General features: G+C 35.7%; 9 protein-coding genes. 3 read left to right on the forward strand and 6 right to left on the reverse strand.

The window, feature by feature from the left end:
* Positions 1 to 260 precede the first annotated feature (260 nt).
* Positions 261 to 1,439, reverse strand: coding sequence for a ribonuclease D (locus ABWU40_RS02245; protein WP_141457325.1), 1,179 nt, complete (start codon positions 1,437 to 1,439; stop codon positions 261 to 263).
* 133 nt (positions 1,440 to 1,572) lie between these two features.
* Here ABWU40_RS02245 and ABWU40_RS02250 point away from each other — a divergent pair, with 133 nt between their 5' ends.
* Together ABWU40_RS02250 and ABWU40_RS02255 are read left to right on the forward strand one after the other, a co-directional pair.
* A complete protein-coding gene (locus ABWU40_RS02250; RefSeq protein ID WP_007548550.1) occupies positions 1,573 to 1,971 on the forward strand; it encodes a hypothetical protein in 399 nt (132 codons plus the stop codon).
* A 491-nt stretch (positions 1,972 to 2,462) separates the two neighbouring features.
* The gene (locus ABWU40_RS02255; protein WP_353279296.1) at positions 2,463 to 2,639 is read left to right on the forward strand and encodes a hypothetical protein; all 177 of its coding nucleotides are present in this window, start codon (positions 2,463 to 2,465) and stop codon (positions 2,637 to 2,639) included.
* A gap of 321 nt (positions 2,640 to 2,960) precedes the next feature.
* Here ABWU40_RS02255 and mutS read toward each other — a convergent pair whose 3' ends face one another.
* The 3 genes from mutS to ABWU40_RS02270 all read right to left on the reverse strand — a co-directional run bounded on the left by mutS (position 2,961) and on the right by ABWU40_RS02270 (position 7,136).
* A complete protein-coding gene (mutS, locus tag ABWU40_RS02260) occupies positions 2,961 to 5,471 on the reverse strand; it encodes a DNA mismatch repair protein MutS (protein WP_141457327.1) in 2,511 nt (836 codons plus the stop codon).
* 478 nt (positions 5,472 to 5,949) lie between these two features.
* Complete coding sequence (locus ABWU40_RS02265) at positions 5,950 to 6,768, reverse strand: ankyrin repeat domain-containing protein (protein WP_141456816.1); 819 nt, start codon at positions 6,766 to 6,768, stop codon at positions 5,950 to 5,952.
* A 185-nt stretch (positions 6,769 to 6,953) separates the two neighbouring features.
* Positions 6,954 to 7,136 carry a hypothetical protein gene (locus ABWU40_RS02270; protein WP_006279522.1) on the reverse strand — a complete coding sequence of 61 codons (183 nt, stop codon included), beginning with the start codon at positions 7,134 to 7,136 and terminating at the stop codon, positions 6,954 to 6,956.
* Between the two features lie 397 nt (positions 7,137 to 7,533).
* Here ABWU40_RS02270 and ABWU40_RS02275 point away from each other — a divergent pair, with 397 nt between their 5' ends.
* Positions 7,534 to 8,241 (forward strand): TerC family protein, encoded by a 708-nt coding sequence (locus ABWU40_RS02275; RefSeq protein WP_141456817.1) that lies wholly within the window; start codon positions 7,534 to 7,536, stop codon positions 8,239 to 8,241.
* A 32-nt stretch (positions 8,242 to 8,273) separates the two neighbouring features.
* Here ABWU40_RS02275 and guaA read toward each other — a convergent pair whose 3' ends face one another.
* Both guaA and ABWU40_RS02285 read right to left on the reverse strand, forming a co-directional pair.
* Entirely contained in the window at positions 8,274 to 9,836 is a 1,563-nt protein-coding gene (gene guaA, locus ABWU40_RS02280) for a glutamine-hydrolyzing GMP synthase (RefSeq protein ID WP_141456818.1), read from the reverse strand.
* A gap of 968 nt (positions 9,837 to 10,804) precedes the next feature.
* Positions 10,805 to 12,589 carry a ribonucleoside-diphosphate reductase subunit alpha gene (locus tag ABWU40_RS02285; RefSeq protein ID WP_353279298.1) on the reverse strand — a complete coding sequence of 595 codons (1,785 nt, stop codon included), beginning with the start codon at positions 12,587 to 12,589 and terminating at the stop codon, positions 10,805 to 10,807.
* Positions 12,590 to 12,610 lie beyond the last annotated feature (21 nt).

Consider the following 12,610-nt stretch of genomic DNA (forward strand, 5'->3'; position numbering starts at 1 on the left):
ATATATTAACTAGATTTTCTAGATCCCAGTGTCAAGCACATAACTATACGAACATTGCAATTTGTAGGTGGTGTCATCCCAGTCTGGGATCTAGCTTTTTGGTAATTTTATCGAAAATGTTTGCTCGTTTACAATCAATTTTCCTGGATCGAAGTAGTCAAGGCACTGGGATGACACCCTACTTAACCGTCATACCGCCGCGGTATCTCTTAGCCACTAACACGTAGCGGGATGACGATTGTCGATAAATCTAAGTTACTTTAGCAACAGTTATTCTCCACTAAATTACTCTGAATTTTGGTTATATTATTTGCGGATTTCACTGCTGAAATCTCAAATTTTGAGCTTGTGTTCAAAAATGATTCAACTGACCTGCCAAAAAAATCATATCTCCATCCCTTGAATAATTTATCTGTCTGTCTAGATATTGACCCGGTTAACTCATCTTTTGAAGAAACTAATTTCCTTGATATGTTACTTTCTTTACATTTACTATCTAAAATAATTGAGAGTATATCAAGTACAGATTTATCATAATTACTCGATAAGGTGTTGTTTTGCTGCATCCAATTTCTCTCATTTTCATTAAAAATATTCACAAACTCTAGTAAATCCGCATCTTTTATATTTTTTGTATTCCTCTTGAGATCATCTAAAATCTCATCAACATGCTCTACATTTTTTTCAATAAAATCAGCTATTACAGCATTATTGATTATTTTATTACGGTTCATATTATAGCGCTGTGCTAAGGTTTCTTGCCACTCACTAACTGCTTTAACAGTTAGTATCAATCTTGGATTTACTTCATAATTAAATTTAATCCTCTTCCATGCATCTTTTGGGCTATGTAAATACTTATTTATATCAACTATTGATTCCATCTCTTCTTGAAACCAACCCATCCTATTATTTTCTTCAAGTTTATTGCACAATATTTGGTATAGGTCATATAGGTGTACCACGTCGTTTACTGCATAATCTAACTGATCTTCGGACAACGGACGCCTTAACCAATCTGAATTTTTAGCTTTAATTTTATCCAGTGCTATTCCTTGATATTGCTCCACTACTTTTGAGTAACCAATAAAGTCATGATAATAATGACAAAACATAGCAGCAACTTGGGTATCAAAAATGGGAGTGGGAATACATTTAAATACAGTGAGTAAGGATTCTATATCCTGCCGGCAGCTATGAAACACTTTGGTTATCCCCTGATTTAGCATTATTTTCTTAATGAATGATAAATCAATTTCTGGCACTAATGCGTCTACAATAAAACTCTTCTCTCCGTAAGAAATTTGAATTAACGATAATTTTGGGTAGTAGATTAAATTATTTCTAATGAACTCCGTGTCAACTGCTATAAATTTTGGCTTTTTTGCTATCAACCCCTCACATATGTCCTCCAGCTCCGACGTTGTATTAATTAACATATGTTTTTTATTCAGTGGTTCTACTTTACTACTTATATTAAATTTTGCAATTAGAGTCACTACGAAATTAGTAATGGAGCTTGCTAGTTACTTATAATATTATAAAGTGTTTGTTATGTAGTGGTGAAGTGTTATGGTAGATTTTATAGACCTTTTTCAAGGAAGTAAAGATTTTACGATGTGCATGCACAACGGTTCAGGGGATGCAATATATAATCGATGTATATCTGCTGTAAGAATGGACCCGCCATGTATGCATGGTGAATCTATTCAAGGTTTGTTTGAAAGTTCGTTTGAACAAGGTGTTGTGACTGTTAGAGTGAACTTAGACTTAGAAACTTTAAATGTAGTGGTATATAAATCTCCTCCAACTTCTGATAAGCTTGACGCATTTTCACTAGCATATCAAATAGACAGATATCACATAGATGAGAATACTATAGTTTTTGATGAGAAAGTAAATACAATAAAATTTGATATATCAAATCCTTTAAAACATAAATTTATTACATTTGAGATTTTTAAAAGATAAATTATAATTCTGGTTCATTTATAAAAGGCTAGACTTAACGTGCCAGGCAGGAATTAACTGAAAGAAAAATTGAAGTAGCAAGAATTGATCTAGTTTGATATTACTAATATAGTAAATCTCTGGATATATAATAAGAACTAGATTCCAGCGTCACGCGCTGGAATGACAGGGCTATAGGTATCATCCAAGTAGCCTCTTTCTTGTCATCCCAGTGTCCTGACACTGGTTTCCATCCAAAAGGGTGTCATTCCAGTCTGGAATCCAGATTGGACACTGAATTGGTGAGTGTAAAATTCTACGTCATACCGCCGCGGCGCTAACAAGAGATCCCGCTAACAAGCAGCGGGATGACGGTTGTCAGGCTAGCTGTCATCCGAGTAGCCTCCTTTTTTTGTCATCCCAGTGCCCAGACACTGGGATGACACCCTACTAGCGGAAGTTACTCTCAAATGTTTGTTCATGTTAGCCACAAACATTAAGAAATTTACCAAATGAAAAAAAAGGCAAAAGAAGCCCTGGGGTTATTATCCGCTTTAAAATATTGGCGTTTTTTATGTTTTAAACGCTTGACAAGCGAGATTCAGCCGTTTTTAATTGCAACTAACTTACGCTGCAAATGTTTAAGAAATTTACCAAGCAGAAAAAAAGACAAAGAATCCCCGAGTTAGCTAGTCTTTTACTATCTCTGTCGAGTATTGGCATTTTTTGATGTCTTGTAACGCTTTATAAGCGCGTTCAGCTTATTTAGATAAAAATCTAGATGTAGATGAAGTTTTGTAAAGACATACAGTATCTATATACTGCAAAAAATTGAACATAAGACGCCGATACATTAAGTAATCCTTACCTTTTAATCTGCAGATTGGCGAAAGCAAATACAATAGCTTCACTATCATGATAAGGGGGCTGGCGAAGGGTGTCAAGTAAGTTTTTCGTTTCTATAGCTACTACCACGATTGTATAGGTAATTCTTCACTTATAATAATGATTCAAGCCTTCAGCTCCTCAAATACCTCACTTGCTCTATTTAAAACAGAATCAGGAAAACCAGCAAGTTTTGCTACATGTATTCCATATGACTCATCTGCAATGCCTTCAATTACTTCATGTAGAAAGATAACCTCTCCGTTCCACTCTCTTATTTTTACACAAAAACATTTCACGTTCTTCAAGTATTTGCTTACTTTAGTTAATTCATGATAATGAGTTGCAAAAATGGCGCGGCACTTATTTACATTGTGAATATGTTCAATCACCGCCTGTGCAATAGATAATCCATCATACACCCCTGTGCCCCTACCAATTTCATCAAGTATCACCAAGGAACGGTCCGTTGCCTGATTTACTATCGTTGCTGTTTCGATCATCTCTACCATGAAGGTAGAATAACCAGCTGTTATATTATCCGTTGCGCCAACCCTGCTGAATATCTTGTCAATCACTCCAATATGTACACTCTCTGCTGGCACAAATGACCCCATGTGAGCTAAAATTGCAATGAGAGCGTTTTGCCTCAAGAAAGTGCTTTTTCCAGCCATATTAGGACCAGTAATTAGATGTATACCAGCTAAATTGATGCTATTTGCAATGAATTTATCGTTAACTTCAACCACTGGATGTCTTCCGCTACAGATATTGAACTCTTTGCTGTCATCAATAATGGGTTTTACGTAATTATTTTGCACTGCAAGCTCTGCAAACGCGGTTCTAATATCAAGTTTTGCCAAAGCATTTGCAGCAAGAGCAATTTTTTCAGACTCTTTAGCAACTTCACTACACAGTTCACTAAAAATTTTCATTTCTAAGCCGATTGCAGCATCACGTGCCGTAAGAATTTTATTTTCTAGTTCTTTCAATTCATTAGTAGTGTAGCGCATGCTATTTGCTAAGCTTTGCCTATGAATAAATATATCCGAAGTTATTTTGTGATTTGCTGATACTTCAACGTAATAACCGAGTATATTGTTGTGCAATATTTTGAGTGCGGCAATGCCAGTTAGGTCGCGATAAGATTCACGGAGCTTAGTTACCAACTTGTTACTGTTGTTCAATATATAAGATAACTCAGATAATTCTGAGTTGTATTTTGGGTAGATAAACCCTCCCTCTTTCACGGAACTGAGATTATTATCAAGTATAGCACTATTTAGCAGTTCAAATAGGTCTTTATGATTACCAAGGCTCTTATGTATTGTGCTGAGTTCACTCTCGTCACTACTTATCACCTGAGTAGTAGACACTGGTTCCTTTTCTCCGGTCAAGCACTGGAATGACATCTGAGAGTTAATTTCTGATTTTTCACTTAAACAATAATTATGCAAGGTAGACAGAAACTCAGACAACTCTAAAGTCTTTCCTAGGCCTATTTTCAATAGGTTCATATCCTTTGGTGAACCACGCCCTAGTATTAAGCGCGATAAAGACCTCTCAATATCTGGAATGTTAGATAATATCTCTCGTATTTTTCTGCGTGGCTCATGATTATTTACAAAAAATTGAGCGGTGCTGAGCCTCAAATTGATTGCCTTGGAGCAAGCAAGGGGTGAAGCGAGCATTTGTTTGAGCAGGCGTCCACCAGAAGCTGTAACTGTATGATCAATAACTGAAATTAGTGAACCTTTCTTTTCACCAAATTGAGTTGAAAACAACTCAAGATTTCTCCTTGCTGAAGCATCAATAAGCATGAAATTTTGTTGCTTATAGGTTTTTGGGAATTCAAGCCTTGGAATGGAGCCCCTTTGCGTTACTCTGACATATTCAAGCAGTGCACCACACGCCATGATTTCTACTTTGCTGAAATTTCCTATACTCCCAAGTTCCCTGATTTTATAAAACTCGCATAACGTTCTGTGAGATTTACTATACTCAAAAAAACTCTGTGCGTGTTGCGTAATTGATATTTTATAATTTTTTAAAATCGATCTAATTTTTTCATCCTCAGTGAATTTTTCAGAAATTAATAATTCTCTTGGTGATATACGCAATAAATCACTATCTAGAGCTTTCAAACTCGTTAAAGTGTGAAAAAATTTTCCCGTCGATAATTCAAGCCAACTAATAGCATATTCGTCATTTTGTTCAACTATGGACGCGAGATAATTATTGCTTTTATCCTCCAGTAGTGAATCTTCTATAATTGTACCTGGAGTTACAACTCGCACTACATCACGTTTTACTATGGATTTATAGCCCCTCTTTTTTGCTTCATCAGCAGTTTCTAATTGGTCACAGATTGCTACTTTGAATCCTAAATCTATTAGCTTGTGTAGGTAAGATTCACTACTGTGTGCTGGCACTCCACACATTGGTATTTCTTGCCCACACGAATTACCTCTCTTAGTGAGCACTATATTCAGCAATTTCGCAGCTTTAATAGCATCATCGAAAAACAATTCATAAAAATCTCCTAGCCTATAAAATAGCAGATGATCTTTGTATTGAGCTTTCAGGTTCAAATACTGCTCCATCACAGGGGTGTTTTTTTCTTTTACGAAGCTCATAATATTTTTTAATATATTGTATTGATAAACGTTATTATAGATTATATTGCACATGTGGATAACATAAATTTTAAATAGGTGTATAGAGGGAAAAATTTAAAACAATTAAATTTCTTGGATCCAAGTAGTCAGGACACTTGGATGACATAAAGAGTAGGAGTATTTGATGACAAAAAAACAAAAAACGCAGTTGTCATTCCAGCGCGTGACGCTGGAATCCAGCTTCTATGCAACCTCATCAAAAACATTCATTTAGTGTAAGATCAGCTACTTTCCATGCTAGTTTACAAGCAAACTTTTCTGGATCCCAGTGTCAAGCACTGGGATGACATCATAGGGGCGCTGGGATGACACCCTCCTTGTGTGTATTATAGCTAAAGTGACTTACGACAATTTGAAAAACGACACATTCGTCATTCCGCTACTAGTTAGCGGAATCTATACCGCGAATGAATCGCGGTATGACGTGTTGCTTGGGTCAGCTATATGTAAGTTGTGGCCCTTCTTTATTATTTTTATTAGCGGCAGTTGTATCATCAACAGATATTTCAGAGCTAACAGTGCTAATAGTTTTTTCTATCGCTTTAGCCTGTTCATAGTCTTGACTCAAAAAATACATGGCCAGTCCAATAGCTATACTAGCAACAAGAGAAGATGCTATCATTACACCTAGTATCATACCACCAGAAAGACTTACTGCAACACACACACCAGCTCCAAGTACAACACCAAGAAAACCACCAATTATTACGCCAGGCACCAAACTGCCTACCATAGCGCTTTCTTTTTTCGTATTAGCTTGTTTTTTCATACTTTTAATAAGCACTTCTTTTGTTTCTCCTTGAGCTAAATCTAAAGGAATTTTATTATCCGCGTTTTGTATCAAAGGATTTGCACTATATGTAACAAGAAGGGTGATTATTTCTTCAGTTTTATTACCTATAACTGCATGATGTAGTAATGTATTTCCCTCTTCATCTTTAAAGTTTATATGAGTACGAAATTCTTCATCTAGATTTCTTATTGGGTTGTTTTTTGCATATATCCCAGATTGTATTGCTCTATCTAAGCATTGTATCACTTGTTCTAGTGATTGCTCGCCAGGATTTTGTATAAAATGAAGCAGAATTTCGTGTACTATCGCTTCCTTTGTAGTTTTTGGGCATCGTAAAGCGTAATTAAATGTCTGTGTAGTAATAACTTCTTCTTTTCTTTTTTTAAGAACAACCCTTAAATCTTCAATCGCCTTTTCACCATCTTTTATTCCAAGAATTATTGAATCCAAATTATTTATCATGCTATCCTCCTTGGTTTGATTGCATTGCTCATTAATAAATAATATAATAAATCCTGCTAAAAGTCAAGCAATTAATTAATAAGTTAATATAATCCTCCAAAAGGAGCTCCTTACTTTTTGTTCAGCATGTCCATTGGATCAGACTCTTTAAGCTTGCTGTTTGCTGAATTTATTCATCACAATAGCTACAATGTGCTATCGAAGTTCTCTGTAATCTTAGTTGGTTCTTCTAGAATATTCAAAATATCAGTTGCACAATAAACCCGATCTCTCTTTCCTTGAGAAGTTTGTGAAACGATGCCTAAATCTTCAAGCTTTACGATTGCTCTTTGGGCTGTTGTAAATACGACACCTAAGTTTTCAACCACTTTCCTTATAGTAAAGTAAGGGTTTAAAGACTATTAACTAAATCATTGTCCCATTCAAATTTTGGTGGCAAGGGGCTTGGTATAAATGCCTGATAACCAGCGAATACTTTGCCTGATGGTGATCCTTTAATATACATTCATTCAACCTAGCACACTATTTTTATAGTATATATTATTTTCAAATAAAGTCAAAAATGAAAATAAGGCTTTATCTTATTTGCGTGCATGAAAATAAGAAACTCTCTTATTATTGATTTTGCTCAAAAACGAAAATAGAAGAAGCTGCTGAACTTTATATATCCTGTTTTTCTGGAGAACTGCTATAAAACTTCTGAGTGAAGTCACTTAATTTTTACACATCTATTGTAGAGTAAGAAGAACCGAATTTGAAACAAAAATGCTAACTGATGCTTGGACTTTACTGACACTTACACTACTTGAAACTATACTTAGTGTAGACAATTTAATCTTTATTTCTCTAGCAATAGATAAGGTACCAAATGCGCTGAGAGAAAGAGTGCGCCTTATGGGCCTTGGATTAGCACTATTAATGCGTTTTGTAATACTATTTTTTACATCATCTATATTGTCAATGCAAAAACCTATATTTCACACTGCATCAGCAAGGGATTTACTTATGATCGCAGGGGGATTATTCCTTATTGTTAAGAGCTCTATGGAGTTACGGGATGACATCTTTGTATGTAAGAAAAATAAAAAGAAAGCAAACGTTAAATCAAAATTTTTTTTAGTTGTGCTACAAATTATATTAATAGATTTAGTTTTTTCGGTTGATTCGATATTAACTGCTATAGCACTAACTTATAACATGGTAATAATTGCTACAGCATTTACATTTTCCATGCTAGCAATGCTGTTTTTATCAAGTTATACCGCCCAGTTAATCAAATCTAACCCAGGGTTAAAAATAATCGCCATTTTATTTATTTTACTTGTCGGTGTGTACCTCATACTTCATGGATTTCATATAGAATTACCAAAAGGATATTTGTATTCTTCATTTATGTTTGCACTGCTTGTGGAAATTATAAGCAAAATAAAGAAAATTAACCGTCATACCGGGATTCATTCGCGGTATCTCTAGATCCAGCTAACAAGCAGCGGGATCTTTTTGATTTACTCCCACTCAATAGTTGCGGGTGGTTTAGAAGTGATATCATAAACAACTCTATTTACTCCGGGAACATTATTAACAATTATACTGCCAACATTCTGTAAAAAATCCCAAAATACTAGCAAGTGTTGATCCTTATTTTCAAATGGAAATGCATCAGCTGTCATACCATCAGATGATGTTACAGCCCTTAAAGCACAAACATATCCATACGTACGACCATCTCCCATAACGCCTACAGTTTTTATTGGTAATAATACAGCAAAAGCTTGCCATATCTTATCATATAGATCGTAATTTTTCATCGTATTAATATATATTTCATCTACTTCTTGCAATATTTGCACCTTTTCTTTATCGACTTCACTTATAATCCTCACTGCAAGTCCGGGTCCAGGAAATGGATGTTGAAATATTATCTCGTCTGAAAGCCCAATTTCCTTTCCAAGTAGCCTTACCTCATCTTTAAAGAGGTAACGTAAAGGCTCCACTAACTTCAGATTCATCTTTTCTGGCAACCCACCAACATTATGGTGAGACTTAATTGTACTAGTGTTGTCTGAGGCATGCCCTGACTCAACTACATCAGAGTAGATGGTACCTTGCATCAAAAAATCCACATCACCTATTTTTTTTGCTTCTTCTTCAAACACTTCAATAAAAGTGTTACCGATAATTTTTCGTTTTTCTTCTGGATCAGTTATTCCCTTCAATCTACTCAAAAATAAATTTGATTTATCAACGTAGTTTATCGGAATCTCTTTCAACATAGCAATGGTCTGGTTCTTGCGTAACAACCCAGTATCGATAAAAATACAGTTTAATTGTTTTCCTATAGCTTTATATGTGAGAGCCGCTGCAACACTTGAATCAACCCCACCACTTACTGCAGCGATTACTTTTTTCTCTCCTACTACATTTTTGATTTTTTCCTTTTGCTCCTCAATAAACGACTTCATTGTCCAGTCTCTTTCGCAATTTGCAATATCCAAGAAGTTAGAGAGCAATTTACTGCCATTTGTTGTGGGCCTCACTTCAGGATGGAATTGAGTACAGTAAATCTTTCGCTGTTCGTTAACAATCATTGCAATTGTTTGATTTATCACACCTGATGCGATAACAGTAAATCCCTGTGGTATAGTATCAACACTGTCCGCATGGTTCATTAATACATCCACTTCAGAATTAACATCCCAGGTATCCTTTACAATGGGGGATTCTTTTAGTATCTTGATTTTAGTTCTACCAAACTCCTGTTTGAAACTCTCTTTTACTTTTGCTCCAAAATAATGACAAATGAGTTGCTGTCCATAGCATATTCCAAGTATAGGAACGCTTGTTGCCTCATTAAGTTTTATAATTTCATGTACTACTCTACTTGTTTCAGAACAATCATCATTTACAGATTGTGGTCCTCCAGAGAGAATAAACCCATTGAATTTTGATATTGTTTCAAAACTGATGTTGCTTGGAAATATCTCACAATAAACGCCCATTCCTCTTACTTGTCTTGCGATAAGCTGTGTAAACTGTGAACCAAAATCAATAATGGCAATTGCTGACAATTTGCTCCTCCATATTATTTAAAATGATATCTGATAATAAAGAAAATAATGGAGTAAGTAAACCAAGACCTGTTTAAAAGCTTTAACGCGTGGTACAAGTTAGCTATATAGCTAATTTTCCTACACCATACCGCTGCGGCGCTAACTAGTAGCGGAATGACAGCAATCTACGTCATACCGCCGCAGTATCTCAGCCGCTAACAAGTAGCGGGATTATCTTCATGCTGCCACGAACCGTCATACCGCGATTCATTCGCGGTATCTCAGCCGCTAACAAGAGATCCCGCTAACAAGCAGCGGGATGACGAGGTATAAACTTTATCGTCATGCCACCGCGAACCGTCATACCGCGATTCATTCGCGGTATCTCGGCAATAGATCCCGCTAACAAGTAGCGGGATGACGATTGTCGTTTAGCCATAAATGTTTAAGAAATTTACCAAATGAAAAAAAAGGCAAAAGAAGCCCCGTAGTTGGCTAATTACTTACATTATACTTTCAAGTATGGCGTTTTTTTATTCTAAACGCTTAATAACCGCGACTCAGCTGCTTTTAAATGCAACTAACCTTAGCTATAAATGTTTAAGAAATTTACTAAACAGAAAAAAAGGCAAAAGAAACCCTAGGGTAGCTAGTTATTCACTATCCATTTTTTAAGTTGGCGTTTTTTTATGTTTTAAACGCTTTATAAGCGCGTTTCAGCTTATGTAGGTAGAAGTTTGATAAAGACATAAGGTGCACATAGTGCAAAAAATTAAACATGAGACGCCAGATACGTGAGTTTTTTTGTCATTTAATCTGTACAGAGAAGATAAATAAATAGCTTCAGTTTTATGATAAGAGGGCTGGCGGAGTTTGTCAAGAAAGTTTTTTCGTTTCTATTCCCAATAAAAGTGCGTTATATGGTTATGCAAGAAGTCTATTTACCCATTTGCTTAACTTTCTCTCTACTTTTTTGAGTAAGGCCGCTATTGGCATGACAGACATTCATCGTAGTCAATATCTGTTTTTTGTTGCAATATTTCACTTTTTTTGAATATGTCATGCGAGACCTTATCGGCTCTCTGCATTGATTGTGATCTGCAGTAATATAAGCTCTTCAATCCTTTTTTCCAAGCAAGCATGTGTATTTTGTGCAAGTAACGTTTATGTACGTTGGCAGGTAAGAACAGATTTACTGATTGAGATTGACAAATATACGAAGTTCTATCACTTGCATGTTCTATAATCCATCTTTGGTCAAGCTCGTACGCTGTTTTAAATGTCAATTTTTCATGCTCACTAAGAAAATCTAAATGCTGAACGGAACCCTCGTTTGTTGAAATTGAAGACCATATTTTATCATTGTCTTGATTTTTTTCTGCTAATAGTTTTTGCAAGAATTTATTTCGCACTACAAATGAGCCTGTAAGTGTCTTTTGTATGAATACGTTTGCTGCATATGGTTCTATTCCAGGAGAGGTATTACCTGCAATAATGGAGATCGAAGCAGTAGGAGCAATAGCGAGTTTGTGTGTAAACCTTTCCATTAGATCAACTTCTTTGGCATCAGAACATGCTCCCTTTTCTTCTGCTAATTTTTTAGAAACTATATCTGCTTGCTCGCGTAAATACTTAAATATTTTTTTATTCCATTGTTGTGCTGTTACTGATTCAAAAGGAACCATTTTGCTTTGTAAAAATGAGTGAAAGCCCAACACACCAAGACCAATACTGCGTTCTCTGGCTGCAGAATATTTTGCTCGCTGCATTTCATTCGGTGCTTTATTTATGAAATCTTCCAATACATTATCAAGAAAGCGCATTATATCTTCTATGAAGAGTTTATTGTCTTTCCATTCTTCGTAGTACTCAAGGTTTACGGATGATAGACAACACACAGCAGTGCGTGACTTATTCAGGTGATCATAACCTGTGGTTAAAGTTATTTCACTGCATAGATTTGACATCTTGATGTCTAAGTTGAGCTTTTTGTAAGATTCTGGCTTATTGTTATTTGTTGCATCAAGGAAAATAATGTAAGGTTCTCCAGTTTCAACTCTTGCTGTTAATATTTTGATCCATATATCCCGCGCTTTTACAGTTGAAATAACCTTATTGTTGTGAGGGCTTATTAAATTCCATTCTTGATCATTCTCAACAGCCTGCATAAATTTATCTGTTACTATTACAGCATGATGTATATTTAACGCTTTGCGATTTGGGTCACCGCCTGTTGGCTTGCGTAAATCCAGAAACTCTTCTATCTCCGGATGAGATACAGGAAGGTAGACTGCTGAACTTCCTCGCCTTAGGGATCCCTGACTAATTGCAAGCGTTAGAGCATTTTGCACTACAATAAATGGAACAATTCCTGATGTTTTGCCGCTACCCTTTACGCTTTCGCCTATTGAGCGTAAATTTCCCCAATAACTACCTATGCCTCCTCCACGTGCAGCAAGCCAAACATTTTCATTCCATAGATCAACTATTCCCTGCAAGCTGTCTTCGGTTTCATTAAGAAAGCAAGAGATAGGTAACCCTCTCTTAGTGCCACCATTGCTGAGTATTGGTGTTGAAGGCATGAACCACAAGTTGCTCATGTAGTCATAAAGACGCTGCGCATGTTCTTTATTATCAGAATAGTAATTAGCAATACGTGCAAAGAGGTCTTGATAACTTTCATTTTCTATTAAATACCTGTCTGATAGAACTGCTTTTCCAAAGTCGGTTAATTTGCTGTCCTTTGCGTAATTAATGGTAATGTTATTCATAAAGTTCCTTTTATTCTTTTA

Origin of the sequence: Wolbachia endosymbiont (group A) of Cydia amplana (genome assembly GCF_964028495.1) — a bacterium.
GTDB classification, from domain to species: domain Bacteria; phylum Pseudomonadota; class Alphaproteobacteria; order Rickettsiales; family Anaplasmataceae; genus Wolbachia; species Wolbachia pipientis.

Coding starts and splice junctions, on each gene's coding strand:
- ABWU40_RS02245 (WP_141457325.1), bottom strand. CDS start 1,439: ATGTTAATTAATACAACGTCGGAGCTGGAGGACATATGTGAGGGGTTG.
- ABWU40_RS02250 (WP_007548550.1), top strand. CDS start 1,573: ATGGTAGATTTTATAGACCTTTTTCAAGGAAGTAAAGATTTTACGATG.
- ABWU40_RS02255 (WP_353279296.1), top strand. CDS start 2,463: ATGAAAAAAAAGGCAAAAGAAGCCCTGGGGTTATTATCCGCTTTAAAA.
- mutS (WP_141457327.1), bottom strand. CDS start 5,471: ATGAGCTTCGTAAAAGAAAAAAACACCCCTGTGATGGAGCAGTATTTG.
- ABWU40_RS02265 (WP_141456816.1), bottom strand. CDS start 6,768: ATGATAAATAATTTGGATTCAATAATTCTTGGAATAAAAGATGGTGAA.
- ABWU40_RS02275 (WP_141456817.1), top strand. CDS start 7,534: ATGCTAACTGATGCTTGGACTTTACTGACACTTACACTACTTGAAACT.
- ABWU40_RS02285 (WP_353279298.1), bottom strand. CDS start 12,589: ATGAATAACATTACCATTAATTACGCAAAGGACAGCAAATTAACCGAC.